The organism is Hanstruepera marina (assembly GCF_019880635.1).
In the GTDB taxonomy this organism is placed as follows: domain Bacteria; phylum Bacteroidota; class Bacteroidia; order Flavobacteriales; family Flavobacteriaceae; genus Hanstruepera; species Hanstruepera marina.
This window is the reverse complement of record NZ_JAINVX010000006.1, coordinates 1-23,521: the sequence shown is the minus strand read 5'-3', so window position 1 is coordinate 23,521 and position 23,521 is coordinate 1. Positions and strand designations below refer to the sequence as shown.

At 34.0% G+C, this 23,521-nt stretch carries 28 protein-coding genes; 18 read left to right on the top strand and 10 right to left on the bottom strand.

Annotated elements, in window-relative coordinates:
- Positions 1-54: 54 nt before the first annotated feature.
- The 3 genes from K7G76_RS14400 to K7G76_RS14390 all read right to left on the bottom strand — a co-directional run bounded on the left by K7G76_RS14400 (position 55) and on the right by K7G76_RS14390 (position 2,662).
- Positions 55-1,353, bottom strand: coding sequence for a tetratricopeptide repeat protein (locus tag K7G76_RS14400; protein ID WP_255573043.1), 1,299 nt, complete (start codon positions 1,351-1,353; stop codon positions 55-57).
- 65 nt (positions 1,354-1,418) lie between these two features.
- Positions 1,419-1,994 carry a DUF4331 family protein gene (locus K7G76_RS14395; protein WP_223034924.1) on the bottom strand — a complete coding sequence of 192 codons (576 nt, stop codon included), beginning with the start codon at positions 1,992-1,994 and terminating at the stop codon, positions 1,419-1,421.
- A gap of 20 nt (positions 1,995-2,014) precedes the next feature.
- Complete coding sequence (locus K7G76_RS14390) at positions 2,015-2,662, bottom strand: DUF4331 family protein (protein WP_223034923.1); 648 nt, start codon at positions 2,660-2,662, stop codon at positions 2,015-2,017.
- 147 nt (positions 2,663-2,809) lie between these two features.
- On the opposite strand from K7G76_RS14390, the gene K7G76_RS14385 reads away from it, so the two are divergent.
- Positions 2,810-3,982, top strand: coding sequence for an LETM1-related biofilm-associated protein (locus K7G76_RS14385; RefSeq protein ID WP_223034922.1), 1,173 nt, complete (start codon positions 2,810-2,812; stop codon positions 3,980-3,982).
- Positions 3,983-3,988: 6 nt separating this feature from the next.
- Here the strand turns inward: K7G76_RS14385 and K7G76_RS14380 are convergent, their stop codons facing one another.
- From K7G76_RS14380 to K7G76_RS14360, 5 genes are read right to left on the bottom strand one after another with little or no spacing between them, the layout of a single operon-like run.
- Positions 3,989-4,744: a LytR/AlgR family response regulator transcription factor gene (locus K7G76_RS14380; RefSeq protein WP_223034921.1), complete on the bottom strand. Its 756-nt coding sequence runs from the start codon at positions 4,742-4,744 to the stop codon at positions 3,989-3,991.
- A 32-nt stretch (positions 4,745-4,776) separates the two neighbouring features.
- Positions 4,777-5,106, bottom strand: a complete 330-nt coding sequence (locus tag K7G76_RS14375) for a 2TM domain-containing protein (RefSeq protein ID WP_223034920.1) — start codon at positions 5,104-5,106, stop codon at positions 4,777-4,779.
- A gap of 2 nt (positions 5,107-5,108) precedes the next feature.
- Complete coding sequence (locus K7G76_RS14370) at positions 5,109-5,420, bottom strand: 2TM domain-containing protein (RefSeq protein WP_223034919.1); 312 nt, start codon at positions 5,418-5,420, stop codon at positions 5,109-5,111.
- Positions 5,420-6,751 carry a 2TM domain-containing protein gene (locus tag K7G76_RS14365; RefSeq protein ID WP_223034918.1) on the bottom strand — a complete coding sequence of 444 codons (1,332 nt, stop codon included), beginning with the start codon at positions 6,749-6,751 and terminating at the stop codon, positions 5,420-5,422. The genes K7G76_RS14370 and K7G76_RS14365 overlap by 1 nt, the downstream gene beginning before the upstream one ends.
- 22 nt (positions 6,752-6,773) lie before the next feature.
- Positions 6,774-7,397, bottom strand: coding sequence for a tetratricopeptide repeat protein (locus tag K7G76_RS14360; RefSeq protein ID WP_223034917.1), 624 nt, complete (start codon positions 7,395-7,397; stop codon positions 6,774-6,776).
- Between the two features lie 205 nt (positions 7,398-7,602).
- Between K7G76_RS14360 and K7G76_RS14355 the strand changes: the two genes are divergently transcribed.
- On the top strand, positions 7,603-8,835 hold the full coding sequence (locus K7G76_RS14355) for an alpha/beta hydrolase-fold protein (protein ID WP_223034916.1): 1,233 nt from the start codon (positions 7,603-7,605) through the stop codon (positions 8,833-8,835).
- Here K7G76_RS14355 and K7G76_RS14350 read toward each other — a convergent pair.
- The gene (locus K7G76_RS14350) at positions 8,832-9,557 is read right to left on the bottom strand and encodes an energy transducer TonB (protein WP_223034915.1); all 726 of its coding nucleotides are present in this window, start codon (positions 9,555-9,557) and stop codon (positions 8,832-8,834) included. The two genes, K7G76_RS14355 and K7G76_RS14350, sit on opposite strands and share 4 nt — an antisense overlap.
- A 156-nt stretch (positions 9,558-9,713) precedes the next feature.
- Here K7G76_RS14350 and K7G76_RS14345 point away from each other — a divergent pair, with 156 nt between their 5' ends.
- Positions 9,714-10,115, top strand: a complete 402-nt coding sequence (locus K7G76_RS14345; protein WP_255573042.1) for a hypothetical protein — start codon at positions 9,714-9,716, stop codon at positions 10,113-10,115.
- Positions 10,116-10,271: 156 nt separating this feature from the next.
- Here K7G76_RS14345 and K7G76_RS14340 read toward each other — a convergent pair whose 3' ends face one another.
- Positions 10,272-10,463 carry a hypothetical protein gene (locus K7G76_RS14340; protein ID WP_223034914.1) on the bottom strand — a complete coding sequence of 64 codons (192 nt, stop codon included), beginning with the start codon at positions 10,461-10,463 and terminating at the stop codon, positions 10,272-10,274.
- Between K7G76_RS14340 and K7G76_RS14335 the strand changes: the two genes are divergently transcribed.
- The 15 genes from K7G76_RS14335 to K7G76_RS14265 all read left to right on the top strand — a co-directional run bounded on the left by K7G76_RS14335 (position 10,462) and on the right by K7G76_RS14265 (position 23,303).
- Positions 10,462-11,670, top strand: coding sequence for a tyrosine-type recombinase/integrase (locus K7G76_RS14335; protein ID WP_223034913.1), 1,209 nt, complete (start codon positions 10,462-10,464; stop codon positions 11,668-11,670). The genes K7G76_RS14340 and K7G76_RS14335 overlap by 2 nt on opposite strands.
- Positions 11,671-11,788: 118 nt before the next feature.
- On the top strand, positions 11,789-12,157 hold the full coding sequence (locus K7G76_RS14330) for a hypothetical protein (RefSeq protein WP_223034912.1): 369 nt from the start codon (positions 11,789-11,791) through the stop codon (positions 12,155-12,157).
- A gap of 127 nt (positions 12,158-12,284) precedes the next feature.
- Positions 12,285-12,827, top strand: coding sequence for a hypothetical protein (locus K7G76_RS14325; protein ID WP_223034911.1), 543 nt, complete (start codon positions 12,285-12,287; stop codon positions 12,825-12,827).
- A gap of 162 nt (positions 12,828-12,989) precedes the next feature.
- Positions 12,990-13,451, top strand: a complete 462-nt coding sequence (locus K7G76_RS14320) for a barstar family protein (protein ID WP_223034910.1) — start codon at positions 12,990-12,992, stop codon at positions 13,449-13,451.
- Positions 13,441-13,962: a hypothetical protein gene (locus tag K7G76_RS14315; protein ID WP_223034909.1), complete on the top strand. Its 522-nt coding sequence runs from the start codon at positions 13,441-13,443 to the stop codon at positions 13,960-13,962. Before K7G76_RS14320 ends, K7G76_RS14315 begins: the two co-directional genes overlap by 11 nt.
- 287 nt (positions 13,963-14,249) lie before the next feature.
- A complete protein-coding gene (locus tag K7G76_RS14310) occupies positions 14,250-14,453 on the top strand; it encodes a helix-turn-helix transcriptional regulator (protein WP_116694746.1) in 204 nt (67 codons plus the stop codon).
- A gap of 5 nt (positions 14,454-14,458) precedes the next feature.
- Positions 14,459-15,670 (top strand): DNA cytosine methyltransferase, encoded by a 1,212-nt coding sequence (locus tag K7G76_RS14305; RefSeq protein ID WP_223034908.1) that lies wholly within the window; start codon positions 14,459-14,461, stop codon positions 15,668-15,670.
- Positions 15,667-16,764, top strand: a complete 1,098-nt coding sequence (locus tag K7G76_RS14300; protein ID WP_223034907.1) for a DNA cytosine methyltransferase — start codon at positions 15,667-15,669, stop codon at positions 16,762-16,764. The genes K7G76_RS14305 and K7G76_RS14300 overlap by 4 nt, the downstream gene beginning before the upstream one ends.
- Positions 16,706-17,707: an HNH endonuclease gene (locus K7G76_RS14295; protein ID WP_223034906.1), complete on the top strand. Its 1,002-nt coding sequence runs from the start codon at positions 16,706-16,708 to the stop codon at positions 17,705-17,707. The genes K7G76_RS14300 and K7G76_RS14295 overlap by 59 nt, the downstream gene beginning before the upstream one ends.
- A 256-nt stretch (positions 17,708-17,963) precedes the next feature.
- On the top strand, positions 17,964-18,434 hold the full coding sequence (locus tag K7G76_RS14290; protein ID WP_223034905.1) for a hypothetical protein: 471 nt from the start codon (positions 17,964-17,966) through the stop codon (positions 18,432-18,434).
- Between the two features lie 147 nt (positions 18,435-18,581).
- Positions 18,582-19,424: a hypothetical protein gene (locus K7G76_RS14285; protein ID WP_223034904.1), complete on the top strand. Its 843-nt coding sequence runs from the start codon at positions 18,582-18,584 to the stop codon at positions 19,422-19,424.
- A gap of 424 nt (positions 19,425-19,848) precedes the next feature.
- Positions 19,849-20,529: a hypothetical protein gene (locus K7G76_RS14280; RefSeq protein ID WP_223034903.1), complete on the top strand. Its 681-nt coding sequence runs from the start codon at positions 19,849-19,851 to the stop codon at positions 20,527-20,529.
- Positions 20,530-20,804: 275 nt separating this feature from the next.
- The gene (locus tag K7G76_RS14275) at positions 20,805-21,617 is read left to right on the top strand and encodes a LytTR family DNA-binding domain-containing protein (protein ID WP_223034902.1); all 813 of its coding nucleotides are present in this window, start codon (positions 20,805-20,807) and stop codon (positions 21,615-21,617) included.
- Positions 21,618-21,739: 122 nt separating this feature from the next.
- Positions 21,740-22,471 carry a CPBP family glutamic-type intramembrane protease gene (locus tag K7G76_RS14270; RefSeq protein WP_223034901.1) on the top strand — a complete coding sequence of 244 codons (732 nt, stop codon included), beginning with the start codon at positions 21,740-21,742 and terminating at the stop codon, positions 22,469-22,471.
- A gap of 13 nt (positions 22,472-22,484) precedes the next feature.
- Positions 22,485-23,303, top strand: coding sequence for a carboxypeptidase-like regulatory domain-containing protein (locus tag K7G76_RS14265; protein WP_223034900.1), 819 nt, complete (start codon positions 22,485-22,487; stop codon positions 23,301-23,303).
- Positions 23,304-23,521 lie beyond the last annotated feature (218 nt).

The following is a 23,521-nucleotide window of genomic DNA, read 5'->3' as shown; positions in this document are numbered from 1 at the left end:
GAGTAAATAGAAAATCTTATTCTTAAAAAGCATGTTTTTTAGTTAATCCGTTGGTTAAATTCTTTTGATTTCGCGTTCCATAACCGGTCCCAATTCATAAATGCAGGTTTCCAATTCCTTTTTGACATCAAGTGCTTTACTGTCCAAACCATTGGCTTTATAAATAATAGCTAAATGATACATGACAGGTGGCTCAAAAGTATAACCCACAACGAAATTCTCCATAATGCTTAACGCCTTTTTAACATCTCCTTTTTTGTAATAACTCCATGCCAGCAAATCATAAGATTGAGCTGTAGGTCTATTTTCAATTTCTTTTTTCGCCAATTCGATTGCCTTATCAAGGGTTTCTTGTTCGTTTACATATAATTCAATGTTATAAGCATTGTACATATCGCCATAAAGATTATTTGAAACCAAGTTTTGATAGGCTCTCACGTTATTGCGTTTATCTTTATTTTCATCTAAAAATTCAGCTATTTCTGCTTTTAACAAATACAAGTCAGGTACGCTGTAATTTTCAGTTATTGTATTCAAAATACGTAGGGCTTCTTCAGGGTTACGCTCATGGGAATAGACTATCCAAGCAATCCCTTTTTTAGCATAAGCATCGTTAGCATTTAATTCCAATGCCTTTAAGTAATGCTTGTAGGACTTTTTAATCTCTCCAGCATGTCCGTAAAAATCTGCCAAATTGGTATAGGCCCATTGCTTTGTGGTACCAATATTTGAAGACTCTGCTATAGCTGTAGCTTTCTCCATGTATTTTATGGCTGCATCGAGATTTCCATTATGATCGCTCCATTTAGACAGACGAATTAGATAATCAAAATCACTAAAATCCTTAATGCGCTCCAAATAGGTTTTGGCAGCAACATCATTTCCTAATTCCAATTGTACATCAAATAACATTTTATATGTTGCTGCAATATTTTCACCATTTAATTCTGCATTATTTAAAAGTTCTAACGCTTCTTTAAAACGGTGCTGTGAAATATAATTCCTTGCCAATGATCGTAAATAACCTGCATGGTTATAATTTGTACGCTCGTTAACTTGAATTAAGGCTTTTTCAGCATGAATCAGATGGACTATTTCACCAGTATCATTAAATAATTGAGAATGACATGCTGCAATTTTGGCCAGGTAAGGAAACTGTTTAGGTTCTTTTTCTAGCTTTTTTTTCCAAAATTGTAAGTCACTTTTTGCCATTTGCAGCGCATCATTCTCGACTAATTCAAGGTATGTATTGTAAGTATTGACATCTGTAATTTTCTTGGGGTTATTGTTACAACCCATTAGAAAAATAAAACAGATTAATACGACTATATGGTTTGTTGTTAATGTCATCATATTGTGGTTTTTATTAGTGAAAAAAAATCAGAGCACACAGAAACGTATGCTCTGATTACATACTCCTACCAAGGGGCTGCTAGGTAGGGAAACGAGGTTAAGAACGGTTTATCGTTAGCATCAACGTTATCATTGGACAACGTTGGGTTTTCGCTAAAGTCTTCACCTCCAAAAATTAATAGTAACTCAACTGTAATTACATCGTCTGCCAAAGCACGACCTGTAAGTACATTGGTCCCATCATAAAATGTTGTTGTTCCGTCTAAAGATAAATTCAGCACATCTGTAGCCAATAATGTTGTGAATGCCGCGGCATCCTGTCCAAGGGCGTTCATATCTCCAGGGTTTGCAAAAGCTGGACTTAAAGCCTCTAAATTGGTTTGAAACATATTTTGGAAATCCGCATTTTGCTCTGATGGAATTGTAGTATTAAACATATTTTTACTATCGCTGGATACAAATACCGTATTTACTGCTGGTCTACCCATTTGGTCTTGTTGGGCATACACTCCTGAAAAATCAGGTTCATTGTTTCCTCCTCCAGTATTTGGTGGTGTATAATCGTCATCACTCGAGCAATTAAAGCTTAATGCTGAAATTACTATTAGAATTAATGTGCTTTTTATATTCAAAATTTTCATAATCTAAGTCTTTAAGGTTATTATTGTTTTCTTTTCGATTCTACCCAAGTATTTACGGTTCCTGAACCGCCAACCATGGATTTAGGTACTTCAACAACCACCGATAACACATTGCTACCCGCAAATGTATCGCTACCTGGATTATCAAATCCTGAAGCGTTTCCGGCTATAATATCACTGTATTGAGCAAAATCCATAAAGAAAGGATCATCGCGAGGCCCAGCAAAAAATTTCATACCAGCATTTTCCTCTGTAACAGGTGTCATTCTTGTAGAAATATCAACACTTGATTGTGTTGCGCTTGTTAGTATTGTACTGTTTAATCCCGTTGTGTTAGGAGCCGCTGGTCCAAAAAAGTACATTTTACCATCTCTTGGTATGGCTTGAATAACCAAATCTTCAACATTATCCTGATTGGTATCAATGTTGAATTCAATAAGTACATTTTCATCAAAGGCAGCATTGTCGGTTGCTCCCGGTGCCAATAACCCTTGAAGATTGGCCACAAATACCACATTATCGGTATCTTCAGCCTGAAAGGCGTAAAAGTCGGTGATATCGCTTGTACCACCAGATACTGCAGGCGCATCAATGTGATCGGCTGCTACTAATAGGAAACCGGTTATGGCAATAATTCCGATTCCTACATAAATTTTCATGTTTCTCATAATTTTGAGGTTTTTGTTAATTAATTTTTGACTCTCACACCTACCTACGGAAAAACAACCGTAGTGGTTTTGTTAAAGTTTTGTTAACGACAAAAACTCTTTTTCTTATGGATATAAAAATTATCTTTACCTCATAAAAATCAGAGTATGAATCCATCGGCAAATGGTTGGATAAAAAAACTACTTAAAGACACTGCACTACTAGAACAAGTGAATAGCATTGCAGGTATTCCATTTTACGAAGCCTTAAGGTCTAGTGGTTTTATATATGGTAGCAATATTATGGTTATTGGGAACTTGATTAAGAATGACGATTTTACCAATGAAGAAATTTGCAAAATAAATTTCCTAATAGCATTTTATTATACGCACCATATTTCAGGCAGCAAACACGACTTTACGCATAGTGTTATTGACTTTTACACTCATATTAATGCCCATAAAACCACTTTTTTTTCTGAATTACTCGGAGAAAAGAAGTCCAATGGTTTATTGGAAAAAATTATTCATAAACGCATACAGATTGATGACAACATTATAGACAAAAGCTTTAACTACTTTATCACCAATGCTTTATTGTTTACCGATATATTAGCTTATAAAACATTCTTGGAACGCAATGAAATTTCTGAATCCTATATTCAGAATTTTGAGTCTTCAATTGAAACCATTGTCATGGAGGCCCTAAATGCCAAAGTTGAAAAAAGTGACTATGACCACAGCTTAATCAACCTATTTGAACAATCCTTACGCTACCAACATATCCATAAAATAAGCTATACTGAAGCCATTGCTAATATTAAAACACCAGAAGAATCGTATTACATAATTGATATAGCCTGTATGGCCACTTGGGGTGATTCGGTTATTGATAAGGACGAGAAAAAATTTCTAAAACAATTGGGCAACGATTTACAATTGGACAACAAGAAAGTTTTAGCTGCCATGGAATCTATAAATGTCTTTTACGCCAAGCATAAAGATAAAATAGCGCTATTAAGCTCTAAAAACATTGTAAAGACTTTTTACGACAACTCTAGTAAAATGGTTACTAAATTAATTTCTAGAAATAGTAAGCGCTTGCAGAGGGAGTTACGTGAAAGTAAAGAGCTTATGAAACTCTTGACCAAGTCTACAATTCGGGATTTAACCGAAGACGAGCAAAAAAAAGTTAACGACCAATTACTCGATATATTTAAATCTATACCTAGCCTCGCTATTTTTTTGTTGCCAGGTGGCGCTTTATTACTCCCCATTGTTATTAAGTTTATTCCTAAGTTATTACCATCAGCATTTGATGATAATCGTATAGAAGAGTAATACTGTTTATTCCAACCAGTTTTTAAAATCCTTTACACGTTCTCGTGCAACAATTACCTCTTGCTCATCGAATGATTTCAGTTTGATTTGTAATCTGGAGTTGGTATAGCTTATTATATCTTGAATGGCATTAATGTTAACAAAAAACTTACGGCTTATTCTAAAAAACGTTTGTGGTTCCAACTCCTCTTCCAACTGTTCTAAAGTATGGTCTATAAGGTAATTTCTACCATCGACTGTATGCAAATATGTTCCTTTGTTTTCACTGTAAAAACATTCAATATCATCAATATTCACCAGCTTTAAATGCTGACCTATTTTTACTGAAAACCGTTTTTTATACTCACGCTCAATGGGATTGACCAATAAATTTTTAATATCGCTAAAATCTAAAGTTACCTGTTTATTAACCGGAAAGTTTTCGCGGTATTGATGTATTGCTTTTTCAAGTTCGTTTTCGTCAATAGGTTTTAATAAATAATCTATACTGTTCAATTTAAAAGCCTGTAAGGCGTATTCATCATAAGCTGTTGTAAAAATAATGGCTGATTTAATGGCAACAGATTCAAAGATTTCGAACGACAGTCCATCGCTTAACTGAATGTCTAAAAATATTAAATCGGGATGCTGGTTGTTTTCAAACCATTCAATAGACTCTTCAACAGAATGCAACAGGGTTTTGGCCTGAATATCCAATTTATCCAACATACGCTGCAAGCGTCTAGCCGATGGTTTTTCGTCTTCTATTATTATTACGTTCATTACTTTTAAGTTAACTTTAAATTGGTTTTAAACTATTCCCAGTACTGATTTTCCTTATCAAGGAGTTGTTTGATCTTTCGGCTTTCCCATTTTTTTGAAAACGATATATTTTTACCAAACACTAAAAACCAGTGTATCAGTATACCAACTCCCCAAAGAACAGCCATAGGGACCTGTCCGTAACCCTTTCCCCAAAAGCCATATTGGGTATAACTGGACATTTCATTGTAATACAGTAAAATCATTATCCAAACCAGATTGGAAACCAGATAAATAAACACATGTACATAAAAGCTTTTTATTTCTTTTACCCGTCTTTCTGCTTTATCCAGATGGTATGGTTTATACAGATCCTGTTCCATAATTAATTCCAGTGTTTTTTGTCGCGGTCCATAATCTCTTTAATCTTGCGTTCCTCCCAATTCTTTCCTAATATAAAATTAGGCAGAAAAACAGAAAGGCCATGCACTGCTAGTCCCAATCCCCAGAAGAATAGAGTGAAAAAGTTTTCATATTGAAAATAGCTCTCTCCTGGGCCTAAATTTTGGATATTGATAATGACTATCATTGTATTGACCACCACATACACCAATAAGTGTGAGTAAAACCCTTTTATTTTCTTGACGCGCTTTTTAGCACGTTCCAATCGTTTTTGTTCATCAAATGCGGATTCCATTAGTTCCAATTTTTGCGTTGATTTTCTTTCTCTAAAATTTCCTGAATTTTACGCTCCTCCCAGTTTCTGCCATAACCAAAAACACCAAAAGCATGAAACACAATACCCATTCCCCAACCTAATACCGGAAACCAAAACCATTGAAAATCCCAAGATGTTCTGTAATTGATAAAAATTAAAAACGGTATTACTACCATAAAAGAAATGACGTTGCCATAGAAGCCTTTTATTTCCTCTACCCGTTTTTTAGCTTTATAGTAAGCCTCTTCTTTACTGTTTGAATAATTTGATTCCATAATTGATATTTGTTTTGTAAGCATTGGTATTGCTACTGCAAAACGGTTTGCTTGTTGATTGATGTTTACTTTTCTATTTGTTAGTAATTGATAACGTTGCATGATATTACTTAAACCAACACCACTACTTTTTTTTACTATTTGTTTAGGCTGAAAATTGTTTTCCACAATTAAATCGCCTTGGTCTTCATAAATTTTTATGTGTAAAGGTTTATTAGATGTTACCGTATTGTGTTTTACGGCATTTTCCAGTAATAATTGCAAGGACAAAGGCACCACCTTACTTTCAGGATTCGATGCTTTTTCGGGTATTTCAAAAATGATACTATCTTCAAAGCGCATTTTAAGGAGCATCATATAGGTTCGGGCAAAATCCAATTCTTCATCAACCGAAACCAAATCCTTATTTTTTTGCTCTAACACGTATCGGTATACTTTGGATAAGGCCGTAGTAAATCGTTGTGCATTATCTGGATTCTCATCAATTAAGCTGGTTAGTACATTTAAACTGTTAAACAAAAAATGCGGATCCAATTGATTTTTCAAAGCATCAAACTTGGCGCTAGCCGTACCAGCAATAACCTTTTGTTCCTTAATTTTGTTTTGCTGATACTTGTTATAAAAGTATATGAAGTGAAATACAATTACTATGCTTAGGGTAATCCATAGTCCAAATTGATAAGCTTTAAAGGTTTCATGTTCCAAAAACTGCTCAAAAGTATTACCAAAATAATACAATGAGGTTCCCATACGAAGCAAAAACAACCCTGTTAAAGTGATACATACTGAACCTATAATACCTATTGCCAGGCGTTTGATTCTGTCGGTCTTCTTCCAATTAATAGACTCTAAATACCCAAAGAAGTACATATTGGAATACCCCAAGACAAATGCATACAATTGATAAAACAAAAACTCAATGAAAAACTCGGTTGTATTTTCAAATTCGAAACCATCAGAAATAGCGTTTCCAATTATAAAAACACCTACTCCAATAAAGAAGGTAATAATGATATTTTTCACATGTTTGTTCATAGAGTTCAATCTGATTTAAAGCTTATTTTTTACATTCGGCCAATACCTGTTCAGCACGTTCTTTTCCCCAATTTGGAGCAAATGGTGATTCTGGCTTAAAGTTAGCAAAAAGCTCAATGGATTTCTCGATGTCCTTGCAATATGGAGCTGTGTCCTTACCAAAGTATCGCGCACTTCCCATTTCCCATTCTGCTTTATTGTAAACCACTCTCGGGTTGTTAGGAGCCAGTGCATGTGCTTCACTATAAATTCCTGAAACAATGCCGCCATATTTCATGCCATAGGTTGCCCCATCGTAAGCCACCCAGTTGGTATAAATGTGAGCTTGCATAACCATAATCTCTGGGTTTTTAGGGCTTATGGCCTTGGCTTGATCAATATAACTTTGGGCCTTGTCCAATTGTGCCTTTAACACATTAGCATCTTTTTCTTCCCAACTTTTTAAGCTATTAATTTGGGCTACATAATAATAGGGCAACCATTGATCTTTTTCAGCTTTAGCTATACGTTCAAAAAGCTGTTCGGCTGCATTCATATCGCCAGATTCCCAAAGTGTAAAGGCCTTTTGCATTCCTTTTTCAAATGGTGTTTGTCCCTGCACTAATAGTGCTACTAGAGCAAATACGATTGGTAATAATTTTTTCATAATTCGAGTTTTTAAAAATGCGTTGTAACTGTTCGTTTTGATTTATAGGACAAATATCTACACAATTTATAATGAAATAAAATGGAATACACCGAACTGTTATTTTTTTATGACGAAATGTTAAATATAACTTATTCGCCATTTATTTTCTTTACTTTAAGGGTATAAAATCGTTTATGAAAGCCTTCGTTAAAACACTTAAGCCATGAAATCCCGTTTATCTATTGCCCTTTTATTCCTGTTTTTTGTACCATTTACTTTTGCTCAACATATAGATTATGGAAAAATTAATATTGGGACGATAGATACTATTTCATCTCAAATACTCAACGAAGACCGTAGACTTTGGGTTCATGTACCCAATACAGAGCCTAATTCTGGAGAGCGTTTTCCCGTTGTGTATTTGTTGGATGGCAGTGCACACTTTCCGTCTGTGGTTGGTATAATACGGCAATTAAGTTCTATAAACGGCAATACCCTTATGCCCAAAATGATAGTAGTTGGTATTCCCAACACCAACCGTATGCGTGACTTAACACCAGTTACTGATGGCAATATAGGTGCTCTAAATACTACTGGTGGTGGCGAAGACTTTATCAAGTTTATATCGGATGAACTTATGCCCTACATTGATGACACTTACCCTACAACACCTTATCGCCTATTTATTGGTCATTCGCTTGGCGGATTAACCGTATTAAACACCCTTTTAAATCATCCAGACTTGTTTAATGCCTATATTGCTATTGACCCGAGTTTATGGTGGGCCAATTCTGATTTGCTCAACAAATCCAAAATACTTTTAAACCGTAACGATTACAGTGCAGAAACCGTGTTTGTAGGTGTAGCCAATACCATGTCGCCAGGTATGGACGTAAAAACCGTTATGCAAGATACCAGTGGCACCACGCAACACATTCGCGATATCTTGGAATTTTCTACTCAAGTTGTTCCCAATAGCAGTAGCAAACTGGCATTTGATTACAAGTATTATAATGATGATTCCCATGGCAGTGTTCCATTAATTAGTACCTATGATGGTTTACGGTATATTTTTTCCTGGTATGATATGGGCGAGATTATTCCGCGAATTATGGAAGATGACATAACCACGGAACGTATTATAGCTGCTTTTGAAAACCATTATGCAAAGGCCTCACAAAAAATGGGCTACACACTATTACCACCTGAAAATGTTATCAATCAGTTGGGTTATGCTTTTTTACGTCAAAATATGAACGACAAGTCGGAAGCTTTTTTTAAACTGAACGTTAAAAATTATCCCAACAGTTCGAATGTTTATGATTCGTTAGGTGATTACTATACGGCTGTAAACCTAACCGACAAAGCTATTGAGGCCTACGAAAAAGCCATGTCCACCAATGGCGGAAATGGCTATTCGCAAGCAAAGTTAGATGCTTTAAAAGCAGGAAACTAATTTTGTATTTTAAAATGTATAGGAATGCTGTAAGGTACTTTTACGGGTCTTCCGCGTTGTTTACCAGGCTCCATAGTTGGTAACAGACTAATAATGCGGAAAGCCTCTTCCTCTAATTTTTTGTCAGGGCCACGTGTTTTAATATTACTAACATGACCATCAGCATCTACAGCAAACAATACAAATACTTTACCGTGCACACCCATTTCTAGTGCAGATTCTGGGTATTTAAAGTGTTTTTTAATGTGCTCATTCATTTTAACGGCAAAGCAGTTACGTAATTCTGTATTGTTCTTTCCTTTACATCCAGGGAATATAGGCACGTTTTCTACAACAGAAAACGGTACAGACACTTCTTCTTCCACTTCTTCTACTGCTACATCAGACACTTCAATAGGATCTATTTCATCGTCTTGATCGGTTTCAGAACTTTCAATAACCGTTTCCTCTATTTCTTCGGCATCTTCAACAATAGTTATAACATCGGGAGCAGCTGCGGCTGGTGGTGGCGGCGGTGGCGGTGGTGCCTCTAAATTGGTTATTGGAATATCTTCTTCAATTTCATCGCCCATATCCAATATTTCCATGGCTAAATTGTCTTTTTCGTAGGATTTGTATTCTAAACCACGCCATGTAAAAAACAGCATGATGTTTAGGCCAATAGCAAAATAGATGCTGCTATTTCTACCTATTTCCAGATTGGGATTCTTTTTAGTTTCCATAATATTGCTATTTACTGACTTAAAGTTAGTTAGCATTTCAGCCAAAAACTATGATATAAATCATGTTAACAAGCAGGTTATTGTCATGTATTAGTATTTTGTTAACGGTAACGTGAGCATTCTTTTAATACATTAGTGAGCTAAAAACGTATTGCCATGAAACACCTTATACTTATTTGTTTTGCGTTGGGTTTAAGCATGACCGGCTTTGCCCAAAACAACACCAAGCTATCGTCTGTAGATTTTGTTGCCGTACTTAACAACAACCATGCAGAAACGCTGTACTACTATGAAAATAATTGGAAAGCCTTACGGGAGGCTGCTTTGAAAAACGGTTATATTGCCAGTTACCAACTGTTGGAAATTGAACCCAGTGAAGCGACACCCTACACCTTTATTTTGATTACCACCTATGCCAATGGTATGCAATATGAAAACCGGGAAACCCATTTTGAAGCGTTAATTAAAGCCTCTGGTGGGTTAAAGCTACTGAACGCTAAACAACCCAAGGATTTTAGGCAGGTGGTGCATGGGCAGGATCCTGTTAAAAACCATTAAGGAACCGTATTACACCTCCTTTACCCCTAGCAACCTATACAGATAGGTTTGGGTTTAACCTTAAGGTTGGCAAAGAGTCTACGATGAACCCAACCACCTAGTATTATTTAAAGTTGCTTTTTTTGTTTGTGCCATTTCATGCTGTTTTTGCCGTTTTTACCGTTTTATATCATTTTTGTTGAATAGGCTATTGCATACACCATCCATACTTAAGCCATACTTAAGCCATGGTAAAACCCTATACGAACTATCTACGGCTAATATACGGCGTATGTACGGACTAGCAATTTTGAAAGCAGAGTCTTTATTTTTTATTATTTTTAATGGTACATAAAGTTTTACGAGCATGACTTTGGTAGTTACCTTACGCCCATTAAACCATAAACAAGCGCAACATATTGCTATTGGTTTTACTTATAATGAAGCACTTAAAACCTATGTAAAAGGTTTTTCGGGTGTTCGATGGAGTGCTACTCATAAAACATTTTATGTTGGTTATAGCAAAGGGATATTGCACCAATTGTTTGAATATTTGAGAGCTGGTGGTTACTATGTTGATTACAGTGCCCTGAAGGATAGCGCCAACAATAAAGTTATTATTGAACCGAAACCGAAACCACCCAACAAGTATGATTTACACAAAGCACTAACCAAAGAACAACGTGCGGATTTGAAGGGGTTTATTGATTATTTGAAAGGTAAACGTTTGAGTGAGCAAACCATAAGTGTTTATGGTTATTTTATACTTCGGTTTTTGTATTACACTAGAGACATAGCTAGAGAGACATTAGAAACCAAACATATAGCCTTATATATGTCTGATGTTATTGCCAAAGAGCGTTATAGCATAAGTAGCCATAGGCAATGTGTGAGTGCCTTTAAATACTTGACGGCATTTTATGGTTTACCTGGGTTTGATGCCAGTACGTTTGAAAGGCCTAAAAAGTCTAAATATTTACCGAGCGTGTTGAGTGAAATTGAGATTATACGACTGATACAGGCTACCAAAAATTTGAAACACCGTGTTATAATTGGGCTTTTATATTCTGGTGGCTTACGAATTGGTGAGTTGCTGGGCTTGAAGCTTGCTGATATGGATTTTGAACGTAATCAACTTTTTGTGCGACAAGGCAAAGGCCGAAAGGATCGCGTGGTTACAATGAGTACGGTAATAAAACCTATGTTGCATAATTATATAACAACATACCAACCAAAGCTATTTGTAGTTGAAGGTCGCAATGGTAATGCTTACAGTGCGGCGAGTGTGCGGCAGTTTTTAAAACGTTCGTGCAAATTAGCTGGTATCAAGAAAACAGTAACGCCTCATACTTTGCGGCATAGTTATGCTACGCACATGCTTGAACATGGTGTGGATTTGCGTTATATACAGGAGTTGCTAGGACATGCTAAGCCAGAGACGACGATGGTTTATACCCATGTTGCGAAAAAACAATTTTTGCAGATACAAAACCCATTGGATGTTGCGGTAGCGCATGCAACAAAATCTGTTAAAAGCAACAAAAAAGTTTTGTTATCCGGTAATAAAACCGATTAAACGAATATATTTACATTCATATAACACGTTGTGTAACATTTGAAAAATGAACAATCTGAATAAATATGAAATGATTATTTATTGTCTGATTTACCCAATCTTGACAATGATTTTTTTTATGATTTGGATTGATCAATCGACATTACCAGGAGGAGATATCGGAATGACACCTATTCTCGTCGGAATAGTTTTGCTAATAGTATTCGGAATTGAAATCACGCTCGTTTTGCTATTTAGAAAACGGATAATCACTTTGCGGAATAAATTGACCTCATTAATTATTGCATTTCTTATTTACGAACTGACAATGTGGATTATGGGCGGATTTGGAGAAGTTGTACTTTTCGAATCATTTAAAAAACCGTTTGAGGAAAATATAGAAGGGGCATTTTCATTTTCATCAATTTTGGCGCTGACAGCAATACTTGGATTGATATTATTAAATTATAAACTAAACAAAAAAAACGTTACACAACACCGGCTATAATTCAGCGTGGCTTATGAACTATCTTGAAAAATATGTAAATTCAACCAAACTGATTTCTCTGCGGACAAATCCTGCGGATTTATCCACGCCGAAATCATAGCCAAACACGTTGGCAACAAGCTAAAAAATGAGATTACCGATTACAATATTAGTTCTGATTTTCTGCTTTTCGTCCTGCAAGGAAAAAGCAGAAAAGAAATCTGAACCCAAAACAGAAGAAACGGAATCACAAGTTCAACCGATCGAAAAAGCGGATTTGACAAAAGTTCCTGATTCTTTGGAATTAATTGCCGACAAAAATCTGATTGGAGACTTTAACGGAGACAATAAAGCGGATTTCGCTTCACTTGTTAAAAACAAAAACAATGGCAAATTTGGAGTTTTAATTATCAATAACTCTCCAAGCCAAGAAAATTTCATTTTTGGAGCAGGAAATGAAGTTGACCAAATGACTGACTTAAGTTGGATTGAGGTTTTCAAAACTCTACCGAAAGGAGAAATTGTTTCACCGACTTTGGTTAACGAAAAGACTGGAGATATAATCGGGCAAGATGAGAGTAAAAATTTCAAACTAATTGGTAACGGAATTTATATGAGCGTAGAGGAATCTCACGGTGGCGGAATTATTTTCTGGAACGGAAAAGAATATAAATGGTATCACATAGAATAAAAAGCCAGTTGCCAACAACGGCTATAATTCAGCGTGGATTATGTTTAATCTAACGAACTTTTCTTACTTTTAACCAAGCTGATTTCTCTGCGGAATAGTCCTGCGGACGATTCCACGCCGAAATCATAGCCAAACCGTTGTAGGTAATTTAAAAAAACTCAAATGCTTCGAAAGGAAATTAAAGATGACAACGAACTCTATCTGTATTTTAATGACAAATTAATCTACAAAAGGTGGCTGAATCAAGGTTACTCTAAAGTATTTGATAAATTCGCTTATAGTAAACATACTTTTATGAGTATTACAGAAGACGGAAATGGAAATATTAAACGTCTGCGAAAAATATTTATAAATGGAGAGTTTTGTAATTCCAAATTAGACTTTTGGAACAAATATATTGCGGATTTGGAATTCTCTGCTAAAAAGGATTTTGGAAAAAACCTTGACGCATTTAATGATGCAATAACAGCAAAAGGACCTGGTTTTCCTGGAGATTGTATTATTGAAATAACAGGAAGTAAAAAACTCGAAAAGATATTTGGAAAAGAAGATTTTGATTTTATCATAGACACTTTACGACAAGCAGAATTCGTTGATTTAATAATTGAAAAAGATGAAAGTTGAGTCATATAAAATAAAAGGTTGGAAAAAAAAGGAAACTGGAGTGCTTATTTCCGAAAATGAAAATTGGATTTTAGTAAATCATATTCCAGCAGACTATGCTTTGGACGGATTTAAATTATATCGAAAAAAGTTTGTGAAAAAACGGGTATCTGGCAAATCTGAAAAGCAGATTGAAAGAGTTCTGAATCTGAAAAATAAAAAAACACCTGAATTGAAAGACTTTGTGTTCAGTGATGTTTTGGATACTCTAAAATGGAGTGAAAAAAAATATGGATTATTCGAATTCCAAGACAAAGGAGAAACTGAATTGTTTTATGGAAAAATAAATCGAACTGAAAATGACATTTTAGTAATCGATATGATAAAGTCTAATGGACAAATTGAAGAGAATTATGATTATGACTTCTCTCTCAAAAAAATTCGTTCTATCACATTTGAAACTGATTATTTTGAATCAATTAGACTATTAATGACTGATGAAATAAAAAACTACCTACAACAACGTGTATAATTCATTGCTAGTGCTCGCCTACTTGGAAATTCCTGCGGAATTTCCTCTGGTTCGTTTTAGTTTACTAATTTAGTTGCTGAAACACGCAACGAAACCATACACAAACACGTTGTACACAAGCTCTGAAAAGCCAACCGCACAGTCAAGCACATTTCATTTTGCTCGTACCTCACAAAATAAAAAGAGCTTGCCTTTCCCCACCTCACAAAATTGTTGATAAATATTTAGCTCATTAAGTGAGATAATAAAATATCACTCTATATTTGAGAAATAGAAAACATTCTGAAATGAATCGGATTAAAGAAGTTTTAGAAGAAAAAGGTATAAAGCAAACTTGGCTTGCTGAAAAACTAGGAAAAAGTTACAATATGGTTAACTCCTATGTTCAAAACAGAAGACAACCAAGTATTGAAGATTTATACAAAATTGGAGAGATTTTAAATATTGAAGCTAAAGATTTGCTTGTAGCATCTTTAGAAAAAAAGAACTAAAATATATGCTAGCAACTTACAAGTTAGAGAGAGAATTTTTATCATTACTAGAAGAGCCTCAATTAAGGTTGTTTGAAAGTGAATTCAAAATAAAAAAAGATGAGTTTCTAGGAATTAAATTTGACAAACGTGGTTACACAGTCAATGATAAAATTGAACAAATCCTTGATAGTAAAATTCAAACTATTGGGTTCTTTTCAGGTGCAGGAGGTTTAGACATAGGTTCTCAATTAGCGGGAAGTAAAGTAATTTCTAGTTTAGATTTTGATAGAGATAGTGTCGCTACAATGAAGAGAAACAAATACTTTTCTCATTCATCACATTTTCATAGAGATATTAAAGAGATGAGTGCTTTAGATTATTCTAAAATAATTAAAGAGAATAATCCAGAAAAATTAATTTTAGTTGGAGGTCCACCTTGTCAACCTTTTTCTAAAGCTGGCTATTGGGTTACTCATAAAAACAGACTAGGAAGCGAAGACCCAAGAAATATGATTGGTAATTATTTACGAATGATTGATGAATTGAGTCCAGACGGTTTTATTCTAGAAAATGTTGAAAGTTTACTCCATCCTAAAAACAAACAAGCTGTACAAGATTTAGAAGAAGCGATAGACAAGTTAGGATACAAATACATTATTTACAGAGCCAACGCTCTTGATTTTGGTGTACCTCAAAAAAGAAAAAGAGTTTTCTTTATCGCTTCCAAAAGTGGTATTTCAGGAGAACCTATTAAAACACACGGAACAGAAAAAGAAATAATTCTAAATAGTAATTTAAAACCACACGAACGAGTAATTGATTGGATTGGTAAATTTGATAAAGACCAATACTTCGAACCTGAAGAATTAACAACAGGAAAAACTTATGACGAAGAATTAAAACAAATTCCTCCTGGTAAAAACTATTTTGCATTAACAGAACGAGACGGACATCCAAATCCAAAATTTGAGGCGAACAAAAGATTTTGGAGTTTCCTGTTAAAATTACATCCAAATCTACCTTCTTGGACTGTCGCAGCTCAACCTGGTCCTTGGGTTGGCCCTTTTCATTGGAACAACAGAAGATTAAGAGTTCCTGAAATAGCTGCATTACAAACCTTTCCAGAAGATTACCATTTTGTTGGAACAAGACGTTCAATTCAAAAACAAATTGGAAATGCTGTTCCTTCTTTGTTGGGAGAAGCAATTGTTAAACATTTAATTTCTAACATATGACAAACCCGAAAATCGTAAGTATTTTTTCAGGTGTAGGCGGTATTGATTTTGGTTTTGAAAAAGCTGGATTTCAAACCATTTTTGCATCTGACATTTGGGATAGAGCTTGTGAATCGTTAAAAGTGAACTTCAAAGATTGCGAAGTAGTTTGCAATGATATTGTAAATATAGACTTCAAGAGTATAAAAGCAAAACATAAAGAAATTGATGGTTTAGTTGGAGGTCCTCCTTGCCCTCCTTTCTCTAAATCTAGATTTTACAGAACTGAAAAAGATAGAGGTATTGATGATGTTGATGGATTCACAACAGTTTCAAATTATTTTCGAGCTGTGGAAGAACTACAGCCAAAGTTCTTTTTCTTTGAAAACGTTCACGGCTTTGTATTTAAACCTCATAAAGCAGCTCTAGAATTGGTTGAGGCAGAAAGTGAAAGATTAGGTTATAATATTTTTCACAGAGTTGTTAATGCAGCTGATTATGGAGTAGCACAAACTCGTCAAAGGTTCATTTGTATTGGAGTAAAGAAAGAAATGGAAGACTTTAAATATCCTGAACCTACACACTCCGACCCTAAAAAAAATATAAAAGGCACATTGCCTTGGGTAACTTGTGGAGACATCTTAAATGATATAGATTTTGACTTGCCAGAAGATGAAAAAATGCAAGCTGGCTCTAAACATAAAGACCTTTTAAAATTAGTTCCACCAGGCGATAATTATTTGTTTTTCACAGAAGAAAGAGGTCATCCAAACCCAATTTTTAAATGGCGTTCACGCTATTGGTCATTTTTATTGAAATTATCCCCAAATAGACCTTCTTGGACAATTCAAGCAAGTCATTCTAACAATATGGGACCATTTCATTGGAAAAATAGATTTTTAAGAATTAAAGAAATTAAACGCATTCAATCATTTGAAGACGAACATATTTTTTTAGGAAATTTCAGAGAACAATGGAGGCAAGTTGGTAATGCTGTTCCACCAAAACTAGCTAACGTTTTTGCTGAACAATTGATATTACAATATTTTAATAACTATGAGCGTAAGAGACACGATAATACTAGACAGGAAAGACTTAAGGTATCTACTTATTGATAGTTTAAGGCTTTACTCTGATAACGTTGCGTTTATTGATGGAAACAATCCTTACAGGTTTTCAATAAACAAAAAAACATATTATGTACTGATTAAAAATGTACACGAATCGGGAGACGGAAGAGGTAATCAAGATGAATGTCGAATTCAAGTTGCGAAATCACAAAATTTCAATGCAGCATTAAATTCAGGAAATGACGTTATTGTTTTGGGTTACTTTGCTGATGAAAAAGTTTTTACGGCTTGGAATCCTTTTATGATGCGAGATAGATTCAACCAAAGACAGACAATTTCATTATACTCAAGATTTTCAATTCAAAAACTTGCTAAAGTTCAAAAAATCGCAGCTTACAGAGACAATAACGACCAATCTGTAATTAGCTTCATACCTGATTATCTTGGATTATATCTTGAAAATCTAAATTCAATTCACCTTCTTTCAGATTTAGAATTAAAAAACCTTGTTGAACAATCTGACAATCTTAATAATCAAAATGCGGATGGAGAATTTGACACTTCAGAAGGTGTTCTTACAATTACTCACGCTAGACAAAAAAGAGACCCGAATTTCAGAATTAAAGTTTATGATGCTTATAATAATAAGTGTGCAATGTGCGGAATAGGTTTAGAATTAATTGAAGCTGCTCATATTGTACCACATTCTCACGAATTAGGAACAGATGAAATTGACAACGGCATAAGCCTTTGTGCTTTACATCATACAGCATATGACCGCTCATTGATTTATTTTGATGAACAATTAGATATACTTATTAATGAGAGTAAAATAGAATACCTTGAAAAAGTTGGACTAGATTCTGGAATTAGAAAATTTGAGAAACTTGCTTTCGACAAAATTCAGATTCCAGAAAATCACACACTTCGACCAAACATAGGAAATATAAAAATTGCCAATCAAACCAGAGGGATATCTAATGATTAAGCCAACGCTAAAAGCCATACACATTTGCAATTCGCTACAGCCAATGCACAAGTCAAAAATTGCAAAAGAGTATGACTTCACCAACGCTGAATGACAATCTGAATGAAAAAAGCCAGTGTACAACAACGTATATAAAAAATTGCTGGTGTTGTGCTAAAACAAAGGTCGTTGCACGTTTGCTACGTCTGATTTTCCTTCGGAAAATCCTCGCACGCAAACCCGCAACTTTCCATATACAAACACGTTGTGTACAATTATGAAAAACATCACGCTGACATTAATAATCGGACTTTTAATTCTGTCTTGTTCAAAAAATGAGAAAGAAATTAATGGAGATTTGTATTTCAAATTAATAGATATTGGAAGTTTTTATGGAGCAGATGATGAAACAATTGAGAAATTTGAAAAATCTTTTGACAGTATTCGTTGGAGCAAAATTGCGGGAAAAGATGATTTAGAAATTATCCGAGTTTTTGACATTTTAAAAGCAAATGATTTACTTAAATCGCCTTGGATAAATTTAAAAACGGATTCTGAAATTAAGAAAATTTATCTATCTGAACTGGAATACGAAAAACTAAAAAAGTTTGACCGAAATAAACTTATTACCGACAACAAAAAAGTCGAGTTAAAAATCAAAGTGACTGAATTGGACAGCGGAATTTATTACTCTGACAAAATATCGGAAATAAAATTAATCGACGGAAAAACATATTGGAGAAAATAACTGTACACAACACCGGCTATAGTTCATTGCTTCTGACTTTCCTCGCGGAAAGTCCTCGCAAATTTGCTATCTTCGGTTTATGGCGGAAAATCCTCGCGGATTTTCACGCAACGAAACCATAGCCCAACACGTTACCAACAAGTGCGAATGAACAGACTACTATCCTACTTACTTTTCTTCTCTTCCGTTTTTTGCATTGCTCAAAACAAAGGTTTCATTTTTGAACTAAAACATCATCCGAATTCTGAATACTTATCTGAATTCGAAAAATCGACAAAATTCAAAGTAGAAAAAAAAGCAGATAAAGAAACGCTAAAATATTTCGATTCACTAGGAGTAAAAAGGTTTCAAAAAGGAAATAAAAAAGAAACTTATAGTGTCTCAACAAAAACAAAAGAACAGAAAGGGAATCAAACTATTCCAATAGAAATATTGGCTTATGATTTTAACTTTAAAGGAACTTTGAACAAAGAAAAAGTTAAAGAAACATTTAAAATCAAATCACTTCAAGCCAAAGGCTATGTGAATTTAGAAAACAATCTTACTATTAATGAGCTTTTAGTTGATAATAAACCAAGTCAAAAGGAGAATGAGTTTATTAGAAATATAGAAAATAGAGAATTCGGAATTAATTTTCCTGAACATAAAATCGGAATTGGAGAAACTGTTTCGTTTGAACATACTATTTACTATAAAGTCCCGCTTGAGGGAGATAATTTGTATAGCGTAAATTGTATAGCAACATTAGTCAAAGTCAAAAAAGGTATAGCTCATTTTAAAATTTCATCTGACCAGCAAACTGAAAATTGGAATTATGAATTGACTGTAAAAGGTGTTGTAAAATTTGACATAGAGAACTATTTCACTAATTACATCTGTTTAGAAAGTACATTGCATATCGACGAAGTTATTGACGATGGAATTATATTTGAGCATAATTACTCTGAAAAAAATAAAATTAAGACGGAATTGAAAAACACCAGTTGGTAACACCGCCTATAGTTCATTGCTTCTGACTTTCCTCTCGGAAAGTCCTCGCAAATTTGCTATCTTCGGTTTACGGCGGAATAATTCTGCCGAATCATTCCGCAACGAAACCATAGCCTAAACCGTTGAATCACATTCAGCTAAAGCTGACTTGTGTCCCTATATTTTGCAAGCAAAATCCCATTACACAAGATATGTGATTCAACGACAGCGTTATGCCAAATTGCGCCAGGCGCGGGAATCTTGGGAATTGTAGATTGACCAGCTCCAGCCGCCCATCTAGGGAAAACGTGAGCCAACTGCCATTATACGCAATTTGTTTACGTTTACTCTGTATTTTAAATAACACCGAATAAATTCGCTATATTTAAAATCCAAAACGTAACTACGCATAACGCTGTCGTTAGCGGTAATTAAAAATCAACTAATGAAGCTGAGAACTATAGTTGGGGTTTTACTAGTACTAATCATTTGCTCCTGTATTCAGAAAAAGTCCCAAGATAAACTAAATACAGAGAACTATTCTAACCAGCGAAACGAATCTAAAAGCGGATTAAGGATCGAAAACTCTCCCACTCGAGGAACAGGCTTTTCTGACTTATCCGGAAAGAAATATGGAATGGTCTATATTACAACCACTATTACTAACGACAGTACAATTCCTATTCTTCTTCAAATAGCTTTCTCAAAAGAATATGATTACCCACCATCATATGGCGATGAACAATTCAAGATTATTATCTTACCGAATGAATGGACTCAAGCAGGCGTGGAAATTACAGACGATATGATGAATGAATTACTGCAAACAAAAAATAAGCACTTCCTAAATGAAACCCTCAAACCCAACAAAAGACTAGTTGCAACAATTGGTTTAATAAGGCCTATTCGACCAAATCTTTGCAGTGCAACTCCTTATGGTTTACTGGAAATTAGTGAAAAAGAAAATTTTACTTCGTGTTCATGGACAACTATTGATTATAATAATCAAAATCAATCATATATTGACTTATCTATTGGACTTAAAGTTGGATTCTGTACCACTTGCGAAACCTACAAAAGTTGTAAGATCATTTCTTGTGGTGAAATTTCTTTTCTAAAAAATTGATTTAATAAAAACTACCGCTAACAACGTGTATAATCCATAGCTACTATTTAACTTCAAAGAATATTTACTACATTTAATCTCGTCTGATTCCTACTCGGAAAAATCCACGGATTTTTTCTCGCTACGGAATCATACACAAAACCGTTGTATGCAATTATGACCCGTCCTGAATAAATATTATATAGTTTCGAAATATTGAGGTTAATTGGGTAATTATTTATAAGTACTAATAAAAGCTAAATATTAAATTTGTATTGATAATATTATTGAATACTATGTTTAAAAATAAATCTATTGCTTATACTTCAAGTTGGTTAAATACATTTCTTTTAAGTAGTATATTAGGAACTGTTATTGTCTTTATTTTAATATTTTTAAAGCCTTTTGATTCTGACAATGAATCCGTTAATTACCATAATTTAAAGCTTTTTGGATACGGGTTTAGTATAGTTTTACCAATTTTAATCCTACATTTTTTTGAAGAATTCTGGTTTAACCAAAATAATAAAAAATGGTTTCTCTATCAAGAAGTAATTGTTTTATCAATTGGTTTTTTCTTCATTGCTTTAACTTCTTATTTTTATAACACTTATATCGTAAACGATTTAAATGTCGATTCAAATTACATCTTAAGTTGGGTAAAAGAATTTGGTGCTCCTTTTGCGCCCATTTTTATGCCCCTCTGGATTTATTTAAGATTTAGATTTAGTAAGGTGGTTATATCACCTATACAAATAAAAAAAGAGGCAACTATAAGTCTTAAAGGGAATAATCAAAACGAAGAGTTACATTTTTTTGAAAAAGATTTTGTCTTGGCTAAGGCTCAAGCTAATTATGTTGATGTCTATTTCTTAAAAAATAATCAGCTAAATAAAAAAATGATCAGACACTCCATTTCTGGAATTACTGAATTAATTCCATCCTCCCAACAAATCCATAGGTCACATTTGGTCAACCCATCAATGATTATTAGTATTCATGGAAATACGAGAAAAGGAAATGTTATCTTAAAACATATTGAGGAAAAAGTTCCTATCTCACCAAAACACTTTTTAGGTGTTAAAAAATATCTTCAAACTCGTCCCTAAGCTTCAATTTTATACCTCAAACTTCAATTTGATGGCATTTTATTCAGCCTCATAACTTAAATTTTTCAAAATCATTTAAGCCCTGTTTATTTGTGTTCGATAAACTTAAATCGCATGAAAAAATGAATTTTGGTGTATATAATCAGGTTGTAGTTGAATGGGTAATCTTTATAGCTTTTTTACTCATCCCTATTATTATTTACAGAAACAAAGTGAATTGGAAATGGATAGGCTTGGCTGTTGGAATATTTCTACTTCATAAAATTATTCTTTTTCTGGGTGTGGATGGCACATATCCAGACCTTATTCCAGGCAGGTATAATTGGGAAGGCAAAATTGCAGCCATTCTATTCTTATTTTTCTGCGCTTATATGCTTTTTCCAAAAAAACATGAGGAATGGGGTTTAAGACTATCACAAAACGGACCGGCTAAAAAAGCAGGAATCATAACGGCCATCTTTACTGCACTTATAGGAACAGCCTTGGCTTGGCTCTATTTTAGCGGAACAAAAAGCGGGACAAGCAGTGACTGGTTATATCAACTCAGCATGCCGAGTATTGAAGAAGAGATGTTTGACCGCGGCATAATGTTGCTAATACTGGACAGAGCATTTAATCATAAATGGACCTTTGCAAAAGTTAACTGGAGCTGGGGTGCAATTATTATGACAGCAATGTTCTATCTTACTCATGTTGTTCATGTAGATGCCGACTGGAATACAGTAGTCGTTTGGGGAGATTTCCTACCTGGGCTCTATGGATTATTATTCATGTATATACGTCTTGCAACAGGTAGTTTATTACTTCCTATTTTACTACATGGGTGGATCAATGTTGTAGGATATTTAATTTAAAAAAAATAGAACTTTGAATAGAACAGCTTTATTTATCGTTTTTCTTATAATTAGCCCAATTGTTTATGGACAGCAAATAATAATGACAGGTGTACTTAAAGACCTTGAAACTGGAAAACCTATTGAATTTGTGAATATTGGGGTTTATAATAAAAATGTTGGTACAATATCCAATTTCAACGGTGAATTTCGACTTGTTTTGCCTATAAGTTTCATAAATGATAGCCTTACAATAAGTCATGTTGGCTATGAAACTATTAAAATCAAAATTCAGAAATCAAAAAATATTGAAATAAGTTTGACACCAAAATTAAATGATTTAGATGAAATTCTTATTACGACAAAAAAGAAAAAGACGCGAAAAATAGGGGTTAAATCTTATAACCGACTTTTATGGCTTAGCTCCATATCAAGAGAAAATGACATTTTAGAAAATGCACAAAGAATTAAAATACCAAATAATAGTTCTGTAAAAGTAAAAAATGTGAATTTCCTTTTAAGAAAAGGATTTGAGTCAGACAGTTGTTTTATTCGTATTAACTTTTATAAAAATTCTAATAATTATCCTGGTGAAAAAATAGTCTTTTCAAATATTGTTGAAAATAAATATTTCAAACCTGGATGGATTACCTTCAATTTATCAGATTATGATATATATCTTGATGAAGATTTTTTTGTAGGTATAGAATTTATCCCAAATTTTAAAAGTGATCGCAAAATATTCCTTGGTGCGATTCTTACTAAAGGAAAAGGTTTTATTAGAAGTAGTAGCCAAGGTAAATGGGAAAAAACACAAGGTGCTTCATCTATATATGTTGAAGTCGAATATTAAAAACTGCACACAACAACGTGTATAATTCATTGCTAGTTATAGCCTACTTACGAAAGTCCTCGCGGACTTTCTATCTGTGATTTATTTGCTAACTTTAGTGCTTAAACACGCAACGAAATCATACACAAACACGTTGGGCACAATATGAATAAACATCGAATGAAATACATAATTATCGGAATTTTATTAATCTCAACTTCTGTTTTTGGACAGGAGTT

Bases quoted from the DNA above. Each gene is read 5' to 3' on its own strand.
- K7G76_RS14335 (WP_223034913.1), top strand. From the start codon at position 10,462: ATGACTTTGGTAGTTACCTTACGCCCATTAAACCATAAACAAGCGCAA.
- K7G76_RS14350 (WP_223034915.1), bottom strand. From the start codon at position 9,557: ATGGAAACTAAAAAGAATCCCAATCTGGAAATAGGTAGAAATAGCAGC.
- K7G76_RS14315 (WP_223034909.1), top strand. From the start codon at position 13,441: ATGAAAGTTGAGTCATATAAAATAAAAGGTTGGAAAAAAAAGGAAACT.
- K7G76_RS14390 (WP_223034923.1), bottom strand. From the start codon at position 2,662: ATGAGAAACATGAAAATTTATGTAGGAATCGGAATTATTGCCATAACC.
- K7G76_RS14400 (WP_255573043.1), bottom strand. From the start codon at position 1,353: ATGATGACATTAACAACAAACCATATAGTCGTATTAATCTGTTTTATT.
- K7G76_RS14290 (WP_223034905.1), top strand. From the start codon at position 17,964: ATGAAAAACATCACGCTGACATTAATAATCGGACTTTTAATTCTGTCT.
- K7G76_RS14285 (WP_223034904.1), top strand. From the start codon at position 18,582: ATGAACAGACTACTATCCTACTTACTTTTCTTCTCTTCCGTTTTTTGC.
- K7G76_RS14365 (WP_223034918.1), bottom strand. From the start codon at position 6,751: ATGAACAAACATGTGAAAAATATCATTATTACCTTCTTTATTGGAGTA.
- K7G76_RS14275 (WP_223034902.1), top strand. From the start codon at position 20,805: ATGTTTAAAAATAAATCTATTGCTTATACTTCAAGTTGGTTAAATACA.
- K7G76_RS14380 (WP_223034921.1), bottom strand. From the start codon at position 4,744: ATGAACGTAATAATAATAGAAGACGAAAAACCATCGGCTAGACGCTTG.
- K7G76_RS14360 (WP_223034917.1), bottom strand. From the start codon at position 7,397: ATGAAAAAATTATTACCAATCGTATTTGCTCTAGTAGCACTATTAGTG.
- K7G76_RS14305 (WP_223034908.1), top strand. From the start codon at position 14,459: ATGCTAGCAACTTACAAGTTAGAGAGAGAATTTTTATCATTACTAGAA.
- K7G76_RS14310 (WP_116694746.1), top strand. From the start codon at position 14,250: ATGAATCGGATTAAAGAAGTTTTAGAAGAAAAAGGTATAAAGCAAACT.
- K7G76_RS14340 (WP_223034914.1), bottom strand. From the start codon at position 10,463: ATGCTCGTAAAACTTTATGTACCATTAAAAATAATAAAAAATAAAGAC.
- K7G76_RS14385 (WP_223034922.1), top strand. From the start codon at position 2,810: ATGAATCCATCGGCAAATGGTTGGATAAAAAAACTACTTAAAGACACT.
- K7G76_RS14270 (WP_223034901.1), top strand. From the start codon at position 21,740: ATGAATTTTGGTGTATATAATCAGGTTGTAGTTGAATGGGTAATCTTT.
- K7G76_RS14395 (WP_223034924.1), bottom strand. From the start codon at position 1,994: ATGAAAATTTTGAATATAAAAAGCACATTAATTCTAATAGTAATTTCA.
- K7G76_RS14295 (WP_223034906.1), top strand. From the start codon at position 16,706: ATGAGCGTAAGAGACACGATAATACTAGACAGGAAAGACTTAAGGTAT.
- K7G76_RS14345 (WP_255573042.1), top strand. From the start codon at position 9,714: ATGAAACACCTTATACTTATTTGTTTTGCGTTGGGTTTAAGCATGACC.
- K7G76_RS14300 (WP_223034907.1), top strand. From the start codon at position 15,667: ATGACAAACCCGAAAATCGTAAGTATTTTTTCAGGTGTAGGCGGTATT.
- K7G76_RS14370 (WP_223034919.1), bottom strand. From the start codon at position 5,420: ATGGAATCCGCATTTGATGAACAAAAACGATTGGAACGTGCTAAAAAG.
- K7G76_RS14280 (WP_223034903.1), top strand. From the start codon at position 19,849: ATGAAGCTGAGAACTATAGTTGGGGTTTTACTAGTACTAATCATTTGC.
- K7G76_RS14320 (WP_223034910.1), top strand. From the start codon at position 12,990: ATGCTTCGAAAGGAAATTAAAGATGACAACGAACTCTATCTGTATTTT.
- K7G76_RS14325 (WP_223034911.1), top strand. From the start codon at position 12,285: ATGAGATTACCGATTACAATATTAGTTCTGATTTTCTGCTTTTCGTCC.
- K7G76_RS14355 (WP_223034916.1), top strand. From the start codon at position 7,603: ATGAAATCCCGTTTATCTATTGCCCTTTTATTCCTGTTTTTTGTACCA.
- K7G76_RS14330 (WP_223034912.1), top strand. From the start codon at position 11,789: ATGATTTGGATTGATCAATCGACATTACCAGGAGGAGATATCGGAATG.
- K7G76_RS14375 (WP_223034920.1), bottom strand. From the start codon at position 5,106: ATGGAACAGGATCTGTATAAACCATACCATCTGGATAAAGCAGAAAGA.